Origin of the sequence: Kribbella orskensis, assembly GCF_004342085.1 — a bacterium.
Taxonomy (GTDB): Bacteria; Actinomycetota; Actinomycetes; order Propionibacteriales; family Kribbellaceae; genus Kribbella; species Kribbella orskensis.
In genome coordinates, this window is the sequence record NZ_SLWM01000013.1 from 184669 (window position 1) to 202381 (window position 17713).

The 17713-nt window shown below is 67.1% G+C and carries 20 protein-coding genes and 1 pseudogene; 11 read left to right on the top strand and 10 right to left on the bottom strand.

Annotated elements, in window-relative coordinates; genetic code table 11:
* Positions 1-155: 155 nt before the first annotated feature.
* The 8 genes and pseudogenes from EV644_RS29255 (at position 156) to EV644_RS29290 (ending at position 4546) form a co-directional block, all read left to right on the top strand.
* Positions 156-944 carry a helix-turn-helix transcriptional regulator gene (locus tag EV644_RS29255; protein WP_132192178.1) on the top strand — a complete coding sequence of 263 codons (789 nt, stop codon included), beginning with the start codon at positions 156-158 and terminating at the stop codon, positions 942-944.
* 22 nt (positions 945-966) lie between these two features.
* Positions 967-1356, top strand: a complete 390-nt coding sequence (locus EV644_RS29260; RefSeq protein ID WP_132192179.1) for a VOC family protein — start codon at positions 967-969, stop codon at positions 1354-1356.
* Positions 1356-1733 carry an MmcQ/YjbR family DNA-binding protein gene (locus EV644_RS29265; protein ID WP_132192180.1) on the top strand — a complete coding sequence of 126 codons (378 nt, stop codon included), beginning with the start codon at positions 1356-1358 and terminating at the stop codon, positions 1731-1733. The genes EV644_RS29260 and EV644_RS29265 overlap by 1 nt, the downstream gene beginning before the upstream one ends.
* A gap of 129 nt (positions 1734-1862) precedes the next feature.
* Positions 1863-2204 carry an ArsR/SmtB family transcription factor gene (locus tag EV644_RS29270; protein WP_132192181.1) on the top strand — a complete coding sequence of 114 codons (342 nt, stop codon included), beginning with the start codon at positions 1863-1865 and terminating at the stop codon, positions 2202-2204.
* Between the two features lie 3 nt (positions 2205-2207).
* Positions 2208-2714, top strand: coding sequence for an SRPBCC family protein (locus EV644_RS29275; RefSeq protein ID WP_132192182.1), 507 nt, complete (start codon positions 2208-2210; stop codon positions 2712-2714).
* Positions 2714-3334, top strand: coding sequence for a dihydrofolate reductase family protein (locus tag EV644_RS29280; protein WP_132192183.1), 621 nt, complete (start codon positions 2714-2716; stop codon positions 3332-3334). The genes EV644_RS29275 and EV644_RS29280 overlap by 1 nt, the downstream gene beginning before the upstream one ends.
* A 149-nt stretch (positions 3335-3483) precedes the next feature.
* Positions 3484-3759, top strand: a pseudogene (locus EV644_RS29285) (hypothetical protein); the annotation flags it as partial.
* 271 nt (positions 3760-4030) lie between these two features.
* A complete protein-coding gene (locus EV644_RS29290; protein WP_132192184.1) occupies positions 4031-4546 on the top strand; it encodes a DinB family protein in 516 nt (171 codons plus the stop codon).
* 282 nt (positions 4547-4828) lie between these two features.
* Here EV644_RS29290 and EV644_RS29295 read toward each other — a convergent pair whose 3' ends face one another.
* From EV644_RS29295 to EV644_RS29320, 6 genes are all read right to left on the bottom strand, one after another.
* Positions 4829-6202 carry an FAD-dependent oxidoreductase gene (locus EV644_RS29295; protein ID WP_132192185.1) on the bottom strand — a complete coding sequence of 458 codons (1374 nt, stop codon included), beginning with the start codon at positions 6200-6202 and terminating at the stop codon, positions 4829-4831.
* Between the two features lie 33 nt (positions 6203-6235).
* Positions 6236-6637: an arsenate reductase ArsC gene (locus EV644_RS29300; protein ID WP_132192186.1), complete on the bottom strand. Its 402-nt coding sequence runs from the start codon at positions 6635-6637 to the stop codon at positions 6236-6238.
* Positions 6634-7383, bottom strand: a complete 750-nt coding sequence (locus tag EV644_RS29305) for an MIP/aquaporin family protein (protein WP_132192187.1) — start codon at positions 7381-7383, stop codon at positions 6634-6636. The genes EV644_RS29300 and EV644_RS29305 overlap by 4 nt, the downstream gene beginning before the upstream one ends.
* On the bottom strand, positions 7380-8054 hold the full coding sequence (locus EV644_RS47880) for an arsenate reductase ArsC (protein ID WP_132192188.1): 675 nt from the start codon (positions 8052-8054) through the stop codon (positions 7380-7382). The genes EV644_RS29305 and EV644_RS47880 overlap by 4 nt, the downstream gene beginning before the upstream one ends.
* Positions 8051-8758, bottom strand: coding sequence for an arsenate reductase/protein-tyrosine-phosphatase family protein (locus tag EV644_RS29315; protein WP_132192189.1), 708 nt, complete (start codon positions 8756-8758; stop codon positions 8051-8053). Before EV644_RS29315 ends, EV644_RS47880 begins: the two co-directional genes overlap by 4 nt.
* Before the next feature lie 210 nt (positions 8759-8968).
* Positions 8969-10003 carry an NsdA family TPR-like regulatory protein gene (locus tag EV644_RS29320; RefSeq protein WP_199240045.1) on the bottom strand — a complete coding sequence of 345 codons (1035 nt, stop codon included), beginning with the start codon at positions 10001-10003 and terminating at the stop codon, positions 8969-8971.
* Between the two features lie 594 nt (positions 10004-10597).
* Between EV644_RS29320 and EV644_RS29325 the strand changes: the two genes are divergently transcribed.
* The 3 genes from EV644_RS29325 to EV644_RS29335 all read left to right on the top strand — a co-directional run bounded on the left by EV644_RS29325 (position 10598) and on the right by EV644_RS29335 (position 13706).
* The gene (locus EV644_RS29325; RefSeq protein WP_132192190.1) at positions 10598-11221 is read left to right on the top strand and encodes an AAA family ATPase; all 624 of its coding nucleotides are present in this window, start codon (positions 10598-10600) and stop codon (positions 11219-11221) included.
* 323 nt (positions 11222-11544) lie between these two features.
* A complete protein-coding gene (locus EV644_RS29330; protein ID WP_132192191.1) occupies positions 11545-11976 on the top strand; it encodes a MarR family winged helix-turn-helix transcriptional regulator in 432 nt (143 codons plus the stop codon).
* Positions 11977-12017: 41 nt separating this feature from the next.
* Positions 12018-13706: an MFS transporter gene (locus EV644_RS29335; protein WP_132192192.1), complete on the top strand. Its 1689-nt coding sequence runs from the start codon at positions 12018-12020 to the stop codon at positions 13704-13706.
* 41 nt (positions 13707-13747) lie between these two features.
* Here EV644_RS29335 and glpK read toward each other — a convergent pair whose 3' ends face one another.
* From glpK to EV644_RS29350, 4 genes are all read right to left on the bottom strand, one after another.
* Positions 13748-15259: a glycerol kinase GlpK gene (glpK, locus tag EV644_RS29340; RefSeq protein WP_132192193.1), complete on the bottom strand. Its 1512-nt coding sequence runs from the start codon at positions 15257-15259 to the stop codon at positions 13748-13750.
* A gap of 3 nt (positions 15260-15262) precedes the next feature.
* Entirely contained in the window at positions 15263-16222 is a 960-nt protein-coding gene (locus tag EV644_RS29345; protein WP_132192194.1) for a PPK2 family polyphosphate kinase, read from the bottom strand.
* Positions 16223-16239: 17 nt separating this feature from the next.
* Complete coding sequence (locus EV644_RS44735) at positions 16240-16401, bottom strand: BON domain-containing protein (protein WP_158292954.1); 162 nt, start codon at positions 16399-16401, stop codon at positions 16240-16242.
* A gap of 383 nt (positions 16402-16784) precedes the next feature.
* Entirely contained in the window at positions 16785-17264 is a 480-nt protein-coding gene (locus EV644_RS29350) for a VOC family protein (protein ID WP_132192195.1), read from the bottom strand.
* Positions 17265-17713 lie beyond the last annotated feature (449 nt).

The following is a 17713-nucleotide window of genomic DNA, read 5'->3' on the forward strand; positions in this document are numbered from 1 at the left end:
GTTTCAGCGCGTTCCCGACCCCGCAACTGCTACACCGGCGACACGACCAGTTCATCTCGAGTTCGTAGGGTTCGACTAACCATTCGGGCGTTGAGCTTCAGGCGGGGGGCTTCAAGAATCTCAGGAATGTCCCCGCTCGCATCTACGCTGCGAGGATGAACCGCATCGACCGGTTGTACGCCCTGGTCGAGGAGCTGCGGGCGGCAGGGCTGCGCGGTCGTACGGCGCGGCAGCTGGCCGGGCACTTCGAGGTAAGTCTCCGCACCATCGAGCGCGACCTGAGTGCGCTCGGGCAGGCCGGCGTTCCGCTCGCGACCAAGGCGGGAAGAGGGGGCGGGTACACACTGGATCGCTCGATGAGCCTGCCGCCGCTGAACTTCACTCCCCGCGAGGCGGCGGCCGTCGCCGTGGCGCTGAGCCGCAGCGAACACGTGCTCTTCAAGGAGGACGCTCGCAGGGCGCTGCAGAAGATCGTGGCGGCGATGCCGGAGCGGGCGCTCGCGGAGGCGCGCAGTACTGCCGAGAAGGTGCGGCTGCTGGTTCACCCGGTGCCCGACCCCGACGCCGAGGTCGCCGAGACGATCTGGCGCGCCGTGCGCGACAACAACGTGCTGCGCATCCGCTACATCGACGTCGGCGGGGTCGAGACGGAGCGCGAGGTCGAGCCTCAGCACGTCGTGGTCGGGCCCAATGGCTCGTACCTGACGGCCTGGTGCCATCTGCGGCGCGACGACCGGGTGTTCCGCATGGACCGCATCAGCCGTGCCGAGAGGGCGCCATCGCTGCCGCGCCCGCCGCGCGCAGTACCGGAGCTGCTCGTCGACGGCCACGAGACGAAACTGCCGGCGTCGGCGTTGCATCCCGAAGATCTTCTGCCATACACCGACATAGGGCTGTCGCGAGTGGCCGAGACAGTGGGTGTGACCCGCCGCTCCGGCGGGTGATCCGAAGCAGAAGGAGATACCCATGAGCAACCCCACTCCCGGAACGCTGGCCTGGTTCGAGGTCGCCACCAGCGACCCAGGCGGCGCCGAGAAGTTCTATGGCAGCCTCTTCGACTGGAGCTTCGCGGCCGACGGCCCCGCTGCGTCAGGCGGCATGGACTACCGCAACATCAAGGCCTCCGGTGCCGACGGCCCAATGGGCGGCATCTTCGGCACCCGCGGCGAGGCACCCGGCCACGCCGTGTTCTACATCCTGGTCGCCGACGTCGAGGCCACCTGTGCCGACGCCGAGCAGCTCGGCGGCTCGGTGGTGAGCAAGCACCTCGACCCCGGCCCGGGCGCGCCGACGTTCGCCTACTTGCGCGACCCCGCGGGCAACAAGTTCGGCGTCTTCAGTCCACCGGCGGCCTGATGGCAGGAAACGGGAAGGGCACGTCCCCGTCGGAACCATCCGACGGGGACGACGCTCGCGACCTCTACGAGGAACTCACCGACGACCTGCTCTACGACCCCGCAATCGGCCGGGCAACGATGATGGGGTACCCGTGCGTGCGGCTGGCCGGGCGATTCCTCGCGTCCTACGACGACAAGGCGGGCTCTCTCGTCGTGAAGCTGCCTCGCGAGCGGGTTGCCGAGCTGGTCGACAGTGGCCACGGTGACCCGTTCGCGCCCGCCGGCAAGGTTTTCCGCGAGTGGATCTCGATCCCGACGGTCGATCCGGACCTCTGGCGCACCCTCCTCACCGAGGCCGTCGACTTCGCCCGGAAGTCGCTACGCGATGAGCGGTGAACGGCGAGCGTGCCGTCTCCGGGATACGCGTTTCCGCAGCCGCTGACAAGGGTCACGATCGTCATCTGACAAGACCCACCTGATTCATCTCGACTTGACGCATGCCGATATGGGCATATGATGGTGACCATGGCACGAGCAGCGACGACGTCGGACGTCTTCAACGCGATCGCCGAGCCGCAGCGCCGGGAGATCCTGGTGCTGCTCCGGGCGGGTGAGCGGCCGGTGACCGAGTTGGCCCAGGAGCTGGGGATGAGCCAGCCGGGGGCGTCCAAGCACCTGCGGGTGCTCCGGGAGGTGGGGCTGGTGCGGGACCGCAAGGCAGGCAAGCAGCGCCTGTACGGCCTTGACGCCCGCGGGCTGCGACCGGTCCACGAGTGGACCGGGGGGTTCGAGCGCTACTGGAACGAGAGCTTCGACCGGCTGGACACCTACGTGCAGGACCTGAAGCAGACACGGCAGGAGGAATGACCGATGGCAGGAGCAGGGCAAGAAACGTGGGCGGAGCCGGCGACGGCCGACCGCGAGATCGTGATCTCCCGGGTCATCAATGCCCCACGGGAGCTGGTGTTCGAGGCCTTCACCGAGGTGCGGCACCTGTCGCGGTGGTGGGGACCGGAGGGGTTCACCACCACCACGCGGTCCTTCGAGTTCCGCGTCGGCGGGGAGTGGGACTTCGTGCTGCACGGACCGGACGGGACCGACTACCAGGAGTGGATCACCTGGACCGAGATCGTCCCGCCGGAGGCGATCGCGCTGCTGCACGGTGAGTCCCGCGTCGACCCGAACGCCTTCGAGTCGGTCCTCACGTTCGCGCCCGACGGCGCGGCGACCCGGATCGAGATGCGCACGGTGTTCCCCACCAAGGAGCTGCGCGACGAGGCGGTCGAGAAGTACCACGCGATCGAGGGCGGCCGGCAGACCCTGAGCAACCTGGCTGCCTACGTCACCGAGATCGTTCGGAAGGGAGTGGAGGGCTGATGGCCGGGAAGGTGTTCTTCAGTGTGTCGATGTCGCTGGACGGGTTCATCGCGCCCGAGTCGCTCGGGGACTTGATGGGGCAGCAGTGGATGGAACTGCAGGCGTGGATCTTCCCGCAGCGGTTCTTCCGGGAGAACCTCAAGCTGGGCGAGGGCGGCGAGGAAGGACGCGACAACGACATCGCGCGGGAGACGTTCGAGCGCACCGGCGCGAGCGTGATGGGCAAGCGCCTGTTCGACGCCGGCGAGCAGATGTGGCCGGAGGAGGCGCCGTTCCACACGCCGGTGTTCGTCGTGACGCACGAGAAGCGTGACCCCTGGGAGCGGCCGGGCGGGACGACTTTCCAGTTCGTCAACGACGGCATCGAGGCCGCTCTCGACCAGGCCCGCGAGGCCGCCGGCGACCGCGCCGTCCGCATCGCGGGCGGCGGCGCGACGATCCTGGAGTACGTGAACGCCGGCCTGGTCGACGAGTTCTCGATCGCGCTGTCGCCCGTGCTGTTCGGCTCCGGAATCCGCCTGTTCGAGGGCGTCGACGCGGGCCGCGTGGCCCTGGAGCCGGTCCGCGCGGAGCCCTCCCCGAGGGCGACGCACCTGACCTACGCAGTCCGGGAGCGGTAACTGTCTCGACCTCAGCGCTCCCCCGCCGAGGTCAGCAGCGCGGTGAGATCCTCGACGCTCTGAGCGTCGAGGAAGGGCGAGCGTTCGGGCCCCGATCTCGGCTCCTCCCGGAGGGACCCCACGGCGTTGTCGTGGAACTTCCTCGCCAGCTCAGGCTTCGCCAGCGAGCCACCAAGGGCTCCGGCTCCCGCGCCGCCGGTGTCGCGATGGCGTTCAAGCTCATCGAATCAGCACAGACCCGGTGGCGGGCCGTCAACGCACCCCACCTCGTCGCGCTGGTCCGTGCCGGCGCGGTATTCAAGAACGGCAAGCTCATCGACGACCCGACGAATCAGACGGAGGCACAGGCATCCTTTCGCATGCCGGAGATCGCGCGGGAGATGACCAGGCGCTGGATTTCGGAGGTGCCTTCGAAGATGGTGTAGATCTCTTTCGAGCCTCGTCAGCAGTTCCTCCGAGGAGCTCGAACCCGCCTCTGACCTGCGCGTTTGTCTTCAACGCTGCTCGACCGCGATCGTCGTTTGCCGACGTCTGGAGCTGTGACGGAGCTGGAAATGTGCCCTACGCTGCCCTCATGACCAGCCTCTTCGGGATGGCGTTCGCGCGTCTCGACCACGGGCGCACCATGGCGCTGCATGCGGGCGAAGTTGTCTCTTGGAGGCTTCCGTACCTTGGACCCTGACGAGCCGGGATCACATGGACAAGAGCCCGATCCACGAAGACCTGGAACAGACCCGACTGACCTTCCGTCAGCTCGTGGAGCAAGCCGACGAGGAACAGTTCCGCAGACCGTCGAACGGCACGCGGTGGAACAATCGGCAGCTGCTGTTTCACATGCTGCTCGGCTACCTGATCCTCAGGGCCCTGTTAATGCTCGTCCGGATCTTCGGACGGCTACCCCGAGGTGCCAGCCATGCCTACGCACGGCTGCTGAATGCGGGCACGAGACCTTTCGACGCGGTCAACTTCCTCGGCTCCTATCTCGGCGGGAACACATTGAGCTCCGCGCGCATGGTGCTGATGTTCGATCACGTCATCGACAAGCTCCATCGCCGACTGGACGCCGAGACCGATGTCGACCTGGCGCGCGGGATGCACTACCCGACTCGGTGGGATCCGTTCTTCAAGGACTACATGACCCTTGCCGACGTCTACCGCTTCCCGACGCAACACTTCGAGTTCCACCGCCGCCAACTCACGCTGGACGGCTAAGTCAACAGCAGTTCTGGAGGTCGGCGACGGCCGCGGCACTGTCGTCGCGGTCGGCTGGTAGAAGACTGTCTTGCATTCGCGACGGGAGGTGACGATGGCGCCGGCAGTCGCCGGGTCAGCGCGAGGAAAGGTCCGCGTTGATGCATGCTGCAGCAAACCCAGCAGGATGACCGTGGTGTAGCCGGCAGTGCCGGCGAGTACTGCGCCGCTGAGCGGTGCGGAAGCGCGGGCGATGAGTACGGGGTGGCGAGGGTTCCCGCGCCCGAGAGCTGATCGCCCCCATCACCTGACCTGGTTGTCCTGCCAAGCGTGGGCAGCGATCTGAACGGCGTCGTAAGGCGAGCCAAGCGGTGGGGTGTAGGACAGGTCGAGGATGCCGATGTCGTCGACTGAACCTCCGTAGTGGATCGCTGTGGCGAGGATGTCGACGCGTTTTGCAATCTGTGCCGATGAGTGGCCGACGAGCTGGGCTCCGAGCAATCTGCCGGTGACTGTGTCACCGGTGACATGGAGTGCGATCGGCGTGGCGCCTGGGTAGTAGATCTTGTGGTCGTAGGACGCTGACACGACCGTAGCCGGATGGTAGCCGGCGGCTGCGGCCTCGCGGTCGCGGAGTCCGGTCGCTGCAGCGACCAGGTCGAAGATCCGCACGACCTGGGTTCCCAGCGACCCCGCGTACGTCGTACTGCCGCCGACCGCGCTCTCCCCCGCGACCCGGCCCTGTTTGTGGGCGGTGCTGCCGAGAGGGACGTAGGTGGGGTAGTCGAGGAGTCTGTGGTGGGTGTGGACGCAGTCGCCGGCGGCGTACACGTCAGGAAGGTTGGTACGCATTCCCGTATCGACGGCGAGCGCTCCGCCGAAGCCGGTCTTGGCGCCGGCGTCGACAGCCAGCCGAGTGTCCGGACGTACGCCGGTGACGACCAGGACCAAGTCGGCCGCGAGTGAGCCCGGTTGGCCGCCGCGGCTGAGGTTGACCTCCAGTCCTGCATCGGACGTCTCGATGCTGGTGACTGCTGTGTCGCAGAAGACGGAGACGCCGTTTCGTACGAGTTCTGTCTCGATGAGGGTCGCGAGCTGTGGATCCAGGGTGCGCGGCAGGACCTGGCCGAGTTGCTCGACGACGGTGACGTCGAGGCCGCGATTGCGTAGTGCTTCGGCCATCTCGAGGCCGATGTACCCGGCACCGACGATCGCTGCGGAGCGGGCGCCCTCTTCAAGCGTCTTGGTCACTGCAAACGTGTCGCCCATGGTGTGGAGCAGATGTACGCCGTCGCCTGCACCGAGTTGGTCGAGCCCGGCGATCGGCGGCTTGTTGGGCACTGCTCCAGTAGCGATGATCAGCCGGTCGTAGCCGATCGCTCGAGCCTCTCCCGCAGCAGACACTGTGGACACCGTACGGGCGTCGACATCAATGCCGACGGCACGTTCATCCAGGTGCAGCTGCAGACCCGCCTTTTCCAGGTCGTTCCTGGTTCGGTGAGCCAGCGAGCGCCAGTCGGGCACTTCGCCGGACACGTAGTACGGGATGCCGCAGATCGAGAAGTTCGGATAGTGGTCGGCCACCAAGAGGTGCACGTCGGTGGTGGGATCGAGCTGGCGGGCGCGCAGGCCCGCGGTGATGCCGGCGTCGCTGCCGCCGATGATCACCAGCCGCATCGCGGTTTCCCTTCGGAGTCGGGTCGCGTGGGTTCAGGCGGCTTGGAGTTCGCCGACGAGTTTCTCGACGCGGCCGCGGATGTCGTCGCGGACCTGGCGGACGACCTCGATCGGCTGGCCGGCGGGGTCGGTGAGTTCCCAGTCCTCGTAGCGTTTGCCGGGGAAGATCGGGCAGGCGTCGCCGCAGCCCATGGTGACGATGACGTCGCTGGTGCGGACCGCTTCGGTCTCGAGGAGCTGCGGAATGGCGCCGGTGATGTCGATACCGACTTCGCGCATCGCCTCGACCGCGGTTGGGTTGATCTGGTCGCGGGGTTCGGATCCGGCGGAGCGAACCTCAACGGTGTCGCCTGCCAGGTGCCGCAACCAGCCGGCAGCCATCTGGGAGCGGCCGGCGTTGTGGACGCAGACGAAGAGGACGATGGGCTTACTCACGTGGCTACTCCAGAGGTTGTGGTGTCGGCATGTGGGGTGACGATCTCGTCGGCGGCCTGCCCGGCTTCGGGGTACAGGACAGCCAGGAGACCGACGCCGACGATGGCACCGAAAAGCTGCGCAACAATGAACCCAGGCAGGGATCCGGGTGCGATGCCGGCGAAGGTGTCGCTGAAGGCACGCCCGATGCTCACGGCCGGGTTGGCGAACGAGGTCGACGAGGTGAACCAGTACGCCGATCCGATATAGGCACCGACTGCAACAGGTGCGAACGCGGCACGACCGGACCAGGCCAGCGCGAAGATCAAGAGCACGAGTCCTGCGGTCGCGACCACCTCACCCAGCCACAGATGGCCGGAACTGCGGTCGGTGGTCGACCACGACACGGCCGCCTTGGCGTACATCAGGTTGGCGAGCACGGCTCCCGCTATAGCACCGACGATCTGGGCCGGGATGTACGCCGCCAGGTCGCGCGGCGTCAGCCCAGTACCGGTCCGTTGCCCTAGCCACCAGTCGACAGCTGAGACGACTGGGTTGAAATGTGCGCCCGACACAGGTCCGAGCATGAGGATCAGTACTGCGAGCCCGAGCGCGGTCGCGAACGCGTTCTCCAGCAGCTGCAATCCCACATCGCCGGGCGACAGGGCCGACGCCGCGATTCCTGAGCCGACCACGACGGTGACCAGCAGACCTGTTCCGACGGCCTCGGCAACCACTCGCCGCCACAGCGGCGCGGCGCTGCTCATCCGCGGCCCAGGTGGGCAGCGGGAACGGACAGCTCGTCGAGGAGTACGCGGACGCGGCGCTCGATCTCGTCGCGCACCGGCCGGACCTGCTCGACGTCCTGGCCGGCGGGGTCGTCGAGGATCCAGTTCTCGTACCGCTTGCCGGGAAAGATCGGGCAGGCGTCGCCGCAACCCATCGTCACGACGACATCCGCGGCCCGGACCACCTCGTCGGTCCACGGCTTCGGGTATTCGGTCGAGATGTCGATGCCGCGTTCGGCCATCGCGGCGACCGCGGACGGGTTGATCTCCACACCCGGCTCGGAGCCGCCCGACCAGGCGATCGCGGCGTCGCCGGCGAGGTGTTCGAAAAACCCGAGTGCCATCTGGCTGCGGCCGGCGTTGTGCACGCACAGGAACAGTACGACCGGGCGGCTGTCGTCGCCGTGGCCTTCAACCCTGGCGAGCGCGGTGAGGCGTTGGCGGGCGAACCGTTCGGCCAGCAGGGGAAGGAAGTTGGGCACGGTGCTGCCGGTGGCGAACTGGTCGTAACTGGAGTGCAGGAACCGTTCGATCGTCTCGGTGCCGTAGATGCTGGCGAACTCCTCGCCGAGCTTTCGGGACGCGGTACGCAAAGCGAGTTGCTGGTCGATGGACAGGTCTTCTCGGTGATGCCCGGCGACTTCGGTCATGGTCGGCTCCTGGGAGTCTCGGTCGCCTCGGTAGGCGAAAGTACGGGCGCCAGCCGGTCGATCCGGTCGGCGATCTCGTCATAGGCGGCCTCGAACGCCACGTCGGTATCGACAGCCGCCGGATCCGGCACCGACCAGTGCAGCCGCGGCCGCGCGCCGGCCGGGAGGTGCTCATAGGCGATGTCGCACACCGCTATGACCAGGTCGTCGCGTTCCACCACGTCGCCGACGTGAGCGGTGCGCCAGGCAGCGGGGTCCAATCCGTGCTTGCGGGCCACTCGTACTGCCCGCGGGTGTGGCTTGGCCGCGGGCTGGGTGCCGGCCGACAGAGCGGGGATGTGACTGCGTCGCGACCAGATCGAGGCGGCCAACTGCGAGCGCGCCGAGTTCTGCGTACAGACGAACACCACCCGTGGCACCGCGGTCAGCGACGGCGTCATCACGGACTCCAGTACCTCGGTCACCAGCCGCACATACGTGCGGCGGCGATCGCCCTCGGACCGGGAGCGTGCGACCAGGCCCGCGTCCTCGAGCACCTTCAAGTGATGGGCGATGAGATTGGTCGGCATGCCCAGCACCGCACCCAGCTCACCGGGCGAGGCATCCCCCGCAACCAGGGTGTCCACAATCGCCAACCGCGCCGGATCACCGAGCGCCGCATGAATCTGCGCCCGCTCGGCCAGGGAAGCTTGCTCAATGTTCATTGCCTCAATATTCACTGAGCTATTCAGGCAATGTCAACCTACCGAGCCCACAGCCGGCGAGACTCACCCGCCGCAGAGACGGCATCAGATCCGTGACACTTCTTGTACATAAGGCGTTCAGCGATTGCGACGGCCCCAAGGCAGTGCCGACCGATCGCGTCCTAGCGCGAATCAGCGAGATACAGACGCCGACCGAGCGGCTTCTAGCGGTCAGGCCTCGAGCGATTCGTAGGCGTCGCGGAGTTCGGCAGCCTCGGGTACTCCGCAAGCGTTGACGGCCTTGATGACTTCTTTTGCGCGCCAGAAGTTGGAGGGAACGAGGCGGCCTGAGGTGAGGGCTTGCATGGTTACGCCGCTCGCTTCATCGGGTCTACTGCTGGCGATGAGAGCGAGAGAAAGGTCCAGGCGCGCGGTGGCCGCGCGGCGCGGACGCGAGGTTCCGGTCGTCGGGTTCTCAAGCTGAGTGAGCACCTGCCGGGCGATCGATTCCGCGCCAGGGTCGCCAAGCCACGAAAGCGTTGTGGCGACATACGCGTTCGACTTCTGGGGGTCGTAGCGGTAGTGGTGCTCTGGCCGATCCGGCACCGTGAGCGGCGCGACTAGGTGTTCTACGCGACCGAGGACCTTCAGGGTCTCACGGGTGTGACCTAGGCGGGCATGGGCTCGGCCCTCTTGAGCGGTGGCTTGGATGTATGCCGAACTGTCGTGTGGGGCGACCGCTTGGGCGCCCTGGCTGAGTTTGAGGGCGCGGCGGTAATCGCCGTCAGTGACGGCCTGCCACGCCTCTGTTTCGAGACACCAGGCTGACAGTTCCGGGTGTTCGCCGTGGTCGGCAAGTTGGGCCGCCGTACGGAGCCTTGCGGCTGCTGCCGGACGCTGTGCGAGGTCGATCGAGCATGTGGCGGCCAGGAGGGAGAGCCAGCTCCCCACTACTACCAGGCGGCGGTGTTCGGCGAGGGTCTTGCGCGCATCGAGAAGCTTCCCGACATAGGTGAGGTGGCGGCGCACGCCGAGCAGAAGGAGGTCGGGCGGAGTCGATGGGTAGGCGATCGCCAGTTCGTCGACTGCCGACTCCAGGCGATCCAGTGTGTGCGGGCCGACATCGGAGGCAGCGACTCGTTGACGAAGTTCGATGGCCTCAGCCTCGTCGCTGTCGATGCTCGGCACTGCCAAGCGCGCGAGGTCCTCCAGGTCGAAGAGGCCCATGCCGGACACGACAGCGAGCCTTCCGACCCCGATCTCCATGGTGACTGGCCTGCGCCCTTCGCCTCAGCAAATGGTCCCGCTCGTTGGTCACCAGTGTGGCCCTCCGGAGAGTGACAACACGCTCGAAACTCGCACACTTCGCCGTGCTCGGGCATCCGATCCACATTCGGAACGACCTCGAGTCCGCGCTGCAGCTCGCAGTACTGGTGAGCGAGCCGCGCCTCTAGACCGGCGGGTGGCACCTTCCATCGTTGGCCCAGCGTTGCGCCGGATCAACCGCCACCTGCCGTGACGTGTGTTGTCCTAGGGCAAGCAAGCGGCTGAAGAGCCGGCTAGCCAGGTGCGGCCAGGCGGTCGCCCGACTCAGTAGGTTCGGGCTCGGCACGCTTCGAGGCTGGCACGCCGTCGGGAGGCGCCAGCGTGACGGGTGCGCCGGGCTGCGCGCACGGGTCCATTGGTACATTCGTCGAAACGGCATGTCCTCGGACCTGGGTCGGCCTGCAGCGATGGCACGGCTCCCTGGCCCGCTGACGCGCTTGGTCCAGTTGCGGTGCTCTCGAAGCGCAGCAGGTCCGAACTCCATCGATAGGACCGTTTCGCGGTTCGCCCTACGGCTCTCTCCCGGGAGGCCCGATGCGTCGCCAGCGCGATGGCATCGCCGCGCTGTACGGCAGACGCAGCGAGTGCGCGATCCTCGACGATCTTGTCGCGGGCGCACGGGCGGGGCGGAGTCAGGTGCTCGTGGTGCGAGGCGACGCCGGGATCGGCAAGACCGCATTGCTCGACTATATGGAGGCGAACGCGGCCGGTTGCCGTGTCGCACGGGTTGCCGGCGTCGAGGCCGAGATGGAGCTCCCCTACGCCGGACTGCATCAGCTCTGCGGTCCGTTCGCGGATCGGCTTGACCGCCTGCCCGATCCGCGACGCATCGCCTTCGGTACGGCCTTCGGCTTGACTGCCGGGCAGGCGCCGGATCGCTTCCTGGTCGGACTCGCGGTGCTGGACCTATTGGCCGACCGCGCCGAGCAGCAACCGCTGGTCTGCCTTGTCGACGACGCGCAATGGCTCGATCGCGTCTCCGCCCAGACGGTTGCGTTCGTTGCTCGTCGGCTGTTGGCCGAGCGGATCGTTCTGGTCGTCGCGATACGGAACCCAAGCGATGAACTCGACTTCGCCGGCCTTCCCGAGCTCACGATCAGTGGCCTGACCGAGGCGGACGCGGGCCGGCTGCTGGACTCACTCCCGGGTCGGATCTGATACCGCACTACAACTTGCACTGCCACGAATCAGAACCTGTGGTTAGCCCTCGAACGCGGCAACGCCGGGCTTGCCAGAGATCCGTGCGGCGGACAAACCGCCGGCCCCAAACCCACGGATGTGGCGGGGTGCCGGTCACCGGGCGCTTCCGTGCGCTCGCGCCGACACCCCGCCTTAGCCGCGACGATCCGTTGAACGGCGAGAACTACGCCGGCTACGCGTGTGCTCGCAGCATCGACCCAGGCGTACGACCCGGGAGTGACTTGCGTCTCTCTTGCAGGTCGCCACTCAGTATCCATAAGGAGGTTATGCATAATGGAGGTATGCATTCGAATGCCTCCGGCACTGAGCTGGTTGTGGTGCTCGAGCACCTCGTGACGTTCATCCGCCAGGTCTCCACCGCCGGCGATCTCAGCGCGGCAGCCTCGTCCGCCCTGAATCGCCTCGGACGTGACGGACCCCTCGGGCTGACGGAGCTGGCTCACGCCCAGCGCGCCTCCCAGCCAGGGATGACGCAGCTGGTCACCCGCATGGAACGCGAGGGCCTGGTCCGCCGTACCGCGAACAGTGACGACCGCCGCGCCGTGCTGGTGGAGGCGACCGACGCTGGCCTCGACCTCGTCAGGCGCCGGCGTGCCGAGCGCGCCGAAGCCCTGCAGCGCATGCTCGACCGCCTCGATCCGCAAGATCAGGCCGCTATCGCCGCCGCACTACCCGCACTCGACCGGCTCGTCTCGGCCCGGCCGTCCGACTGAATACGCGAATCGACAACCACCACCATCAGGAGAACCTCCATATGACCGCATCACACGGGCCGGCCCCGAGCCCGTTCAAGCAGCCGCGCGCCGTCTGGGCTGTGGCCTTCGCCTGTGTCGTCTCGTTCATGGGCATCGGGCTCGTCGATCCGATCCTGCCCGCACTGGCCGGCAGCTTGCACGCCACGCCGAGCCAGGTGTCGCTGCTGTTCACCAGCTATCTGGTCGTGACCGCGGTCGCAATGCTGGTAGTCGGCTGGGTATCAAGCCGCATCGGCGCCAAGCGCACGCTGGTCGTCGGCCTGATCCTCATCGTCGTGTTCGCCGCGCTCGCGGGCACGTCGAACACGATCGGCGGCATTGTCGGTTTCCGCGCCGGCTGGGGCCTGGGCAACGCCCTGTTCATCGCGACCAGCCTCGCCGTCATCGTGGCCTCGGCCAGCGGGGGCTTCGCCGGGGCGATCATCCTGTACGAGACCGCGCTGGGTCTCGGCATCGCGGTCGGGCCACTGCTCGGCGGCGAACTCGGCAGCATCAGTTGGCGCTGGCCGTTCTTCGGCGTCGCGGTGCTGATGTTCATCGCCCTCGTCGCGACCGTCGCGTTCGTCCCGGACCTTCCGAAGCCCGAGCACAAGACATCGTTGGCCGCACCGCTCAAGGCATTGCGGCACCGCGGCCTGCTGACCATGGGCATCATGGCGCTGCTCTACAACTGGGGATTCTTCACGATGCTCGGCTACGCGCCGTACCCCATGGAACTCAACGCCCACAAACTCGGCCTCGTCTTTACCGGCTGGGGCCTGCTGGTCGCCGCCTTCAGCGTGTTCTTCGCACCGCGGCTGCAGGCGCGGTTCGGCACCGCGCCGGTGCTCTACGTCAACCTGCTCGGCCTCGGCATCGTCATGGCCGTCATCGCGGTCGGCGTGAACACTCCGACGGCGGTCATCACCGCGGTCATCGTCAGTGGCGCATTCATCGGCATCAACAACACTTTGACCACCCAGGCAGTCATGCTCGTCTCGCCGGTGGAGCGGCCGGTCGCCTCCTCGGCGTACGGCTTCGTCCGGTTCATCGGCGGCGGCCTCGCCCCATTCGTCGCGGGCAAGCTCGCCGACGCCACCAACCTCAGCGTCCCGTTCTACGTCGGCGGCGTCGCCTTCATCCTGGCCATCGTCGTTCTCGCCTCCGGCCACAAGCTGGTCGCCGCGGCAGAGAAGGGCATGGTCGAGGGCGAGACGGTGCGCCCGAGCCTGGAACGCGTCGGCGTCACCCCGTCGGCGGGTTACCAACCTGTCGTCGTCGCGGTCGGCGCGACCGAAAACGCCGCCGAGATCGTCGACGCGGCCGCCATGATCGCCCGCGATACCGGCAGCCCGTTGGAGGTTGTCCACGTCCGCGAGACCGCCGTAGTCGAGGAGCTGGCCATCGACGCCGAGGACGCCGAGCAGGCACACGCCGCGGTCGTGGGCCACCTCGACCGGCTGTTCGCGCAGGGCATCGCCGCCACCGGTCAGGTGCTCTCCAGCGTCGGCGACCACGCCGCTGCAGGTCGGGCCCTCGCTCAGCACGCCGACGAGATCGACGCGCGCGCCATTGCGGTCGGCCGGTCCCCGCGCGGACCGGTGGCCCAGTTCGCCGACGGCAGCTTCACCAGCGCATTGACCCACGCCGCAGCCCGCACGGTCGTAATGGTCGAACCCGGCAAAGCGCCATACCAGTTGACAGCCTGACCACCGCGTCGCCGGACTGGCCCTCGACGACCCGCACTTCGTCAGCCTGTTTTTCCGGCCAGGCCCAGCGTCCGTTCAACACCGATGCGCCAGCCGGCGACGCCGCGCGCCCGTTCGTCCGCACTCATGTGCGGTTCCCAGCCGTGCGTGATGGTGTAGTTCGCACGCAGATCGTCCAGCCCCGACCAGAACCCGGTCGCAAGCCCCGCGGCGTAGGCGGCGCCGGTGGCGGTGATCTCGGCCGCGGCCGGAGCGACCACGTGGGAGCCTAGGACGTCGGCCTGAAACTGCATCAGGAGCTCATTCTTGGTCATGCCTCCATCCACTCGGAGTTCGCCGAGCTCCGCCAGGCCGGTGTCGGCGAGCATCGCTTCGACCAGGTCGTAGGTCTGGTACGCCGTGGCTTCCAGCGCCGCACGTGCGATGTGTCCTTTGTTGGCGAACCGTGTCAGGCCCACGATCACCCCACGCGCATCGTCGTGCCAGTACGGCGCGAACAGGCCGGAGAACGCGGGGACGAAGACCACGCCGCCCGAGTCCTCGACGGATCGCGCGAGGGTCTCGACCTCGGAAGCGTCGGTGATGATTCCGAGATTCTCGCTGAGCCACTGGACGAGGGCGCCGGCCATCGAGACCGAACCCTCGAGCGCGTAGACCGCGTCGGCGTCGCCCAGCTTCCAGGCGACCGTCGTGATCAAGCCATGCTCGGACATCACCGGCTCCGTCCCGAGGTTGGCAAGCAGGAAGGCTCCGGTGCCGTAGGTGCTCTTCATGTCACCGTGGTCGAAACACGTGTGACCCAGCAACGATGCCTGCTGGTCGCCGAGTACGCCGGCAACGGGGACGCCGGCCAGATCGCCCGTCGCGGTGCCGTAGACCTCGCTCGAGGAGCGGATCTCCGGGAGCAGCGCACGCGGGATGTCCATGAGGTCCAGCAGTTCCTGATCCCACTCGATCGTGTGCAGGTTCATCAGAAGCGTTCGGCTGGCGTTGCTCGGCTCGGTCACGTGCACGCCGCCATCGGGACCACCGGTGAGGTTCCACAGCAGCCAGGTGTCGGGTGTGCCGAACAACAGGTCGCCCCGGCCGGCCGCCTCCCGCCTGGCCGGGTCCTGGTCGAGCAGCCAGCGGAGCTTGAGAGCCGAGGAATATGTCGAGATCGGCAGGCCGGTGCGCTGCTGGAACCGATTGATGCCCTCGTCGGCCGCCAGCGCGTCGGCGGCTGCCGCGGTCCGAGTGTCCTGCCAGGTGATCGAGTTCGCTACCGGGCGTCCCGTACGGCGATCCCACAGTACGACGGACTCGCGCTCGTTCGTGATGCCGATCCCGGCGATATCCGCCGGCTGGGCACCCGCCGTGGCGAGCGCCTCATGGATGCACTCCTGGGTTCGCTGCCAGACCTCGGCCATGTCGAGCTCGACCAGGCCCGGTCCGGGGTAGTGCATGGTCTGCGCGCGCTGCGCGGTTGCGACGGCAGTGCCATCCTCGCCGAACAGCAAGCATCGCGTGCTGGTGGTGCCGTGGTCGATGGCCGCGACGAATCTGCCTGCCATTGCTCACGCCTCCTGCTCTGCGCGAGGCTGTTCGAACGGATCTGGGGCCGCCCCCTGGGGTGCCTCCGATTCGAGCTCGATCTTCGTCGCCTGGAGGTCTCGCAGCGCATCTTCGTCGAGCGTCGGGTACTGCGGGTCGACCTCGATGAGCGCATTGGCGATCACCGCCGCGGCTGCAATTCGGGCAAACCACTTGCGGTCCGCCGGGATCACATGCCAGGGAGCCCACTCGGTGCTCGTGTGGCTCAGCATCTGCGAGAACGCCTCCTGGTAGTCGTCCCAGGACCGGCGCTCCTGCACATCGTGCGCCGAGAACTTCCAGTTGTGCTCTGGCAGGTCGATGCGCCTCAGGAAGCGGACGCGCTGCTCCTCCTTCGAGAGGTTGAGGAACAGCTTCACGACCTGGAAGCCGTTCTCGACGAGGTACCGCTCCCAGTTGTTGATCGCTTCGTACCTGTGCTTCCAGACGTGGTCCTCGCGCGTCTCGAGCGGCAGCTTCTGGCGGACGAGGTTCTCCTGGTGCACCCGGACGACGAGCACCTCCTCGTAGTGGGAGCGGTTGAAGATGCCGATCTCGCCCCTGGACGGCAGGCGCTCCTGGTACCGGCGCAGGAAGTCGTGGTTCAGGTCGGTCGCCGAAGGAACCTTGAAGCTCTCGACTCTCACGCCCTGGGGATTCACCCCGCTCATCACGTGGCGGATCGTCCCGTCCTTGCCGGCCGCGTCCAGCGCCTGAAGGATGACGACAACGCCGGTGGTGTCCTGAGCCGCTAGTCGGGCCTGGTAGTCCGCGAGCAGCTCTATCCCCTCGTTCAACAGTTCGGCGCCGTCCTTCTTCTTCTCGACCCCCGCCCTGAACGCGGGATCGAAGTCCTCAGCGAGTGTCACGTGCGAGCCAGGGGCCACTCGGAACGGCTCGATGAACCGGGCGATTCGCTTCGCCGACGGGGCGTCGGTAGGCATGGCTGAACCTCCTCCCATCACGACTCCTCCCCCGGCCGCATCTCGCGCAGGCCCCCCACGATGCCGCGCAGCGTGACCGTGCGGGCTTCCGCCGACACCGCGATCGCATTGTTGTCGACCTCGAGATCCCAGAACAGTTCGTTGCAGACGTTGTCGACCAGATCAGTGTCGCGGCGCATCGGAGCTCCTTCGTCGGTGAAATCTGTCCCCTCGATCCTCGTGCTGCCGACCTCGCGGTTGAATCCGCGTCACCGCTGATCCGTTGCGGAAATCACGAAGAATTCCTCGCCGTCCTCGGATCATCAATAGGGCATACGAATCGATCGATCCCACAGGACCGAGTTACGCGCACCTGAAGTTGCCGGCGTTAGCCGAGTCCGGGCCTCTCGACGAGCTAAGGGCAGGCCCGGATCGACTACAGCGAGGGCTACTCCGCCGGATTGCCCCGGATCCGGCGCGCGTTGCGGGCCTTCGAACGGGATACCTCCGCGGAGGCGGAGGATCAGTGGCCGTGGCTGGCCTGCGGCGCCGCCAACCATGCCTGGGACGACCGGCGACAAGTTCAGCCCGGGAGGTCTTCCGCGCGCTTTGCTGCGAGCTTGCCGTGCAGCAGTCCGGTGGACTGGCCGACCTCGATGAGGTATCCGTCCGGGTCCCGCAGGTAGCAGCGGATCTCTGCACCGCGGTCGATCGGTGGCGTCACGAACTCTGCGCCCTTGGCCTTCCACTCCTCGTAGCGGGCCTGGATGTCAGCGACCCGCAGGTTGAGGAAGATCGAGGTCGTGTCGCCGGGCTGGTAGTCGACCACCGAGATACCTGGCTTGTCGGGAGTGGGCGGCCCGCCGGGGTTCATAATGATCCACGAATTGGCCAGCTTGACCATGCACGGATTCTCGTCCAGGACGACGGTGCCGCCCAGGACACGCGAGTAGAAGTCCCGGGACCGCGCGACCTTGCGGACGGTGATGAACAACGTCACCACAATGCCATCGTCGGGCGCGGGGAGATTGGCGAAGTCGATCCGGTCTGCAGGGTCCGTCATAATTCCTCCGTTCCGACGGCACTGGCTTGTCGAACGCCGGTCCTGGTCGAAACCCTTCCCTACATGATCGCCGAGGCGGACCGGTTTCGGTATCTCAACGTCCTTCCCAGGTTCTAGCACTCCAGCCGTGGTTCATGATCTGGCGGTGTGGCGGCGCCGAACGTAGGGCGGCCACCGGCGATCTCAGGTTTGTGGCTCAGGACCTGAACCAGCGAGGAAATCTTCCAAGCCGGCAAGGGACCGGATCGGACTGTACGTGTGCCTGGCCCTGCAGTCGTCCGGTACAGCGCCGACCGGCCTCGAGCTGTCAGTTCTCGGGGATGACCCAGTCGAACACCTCAGGGCGAGGAATGTGGCTCTTCGGAGTTGAGCGTGGGTGAGCCGTTCGTCACTGTCGGCGTGGCGTAGGCGGGGAAGGGGTCAGGGCCTTCACGATCAGCAGCGACCAA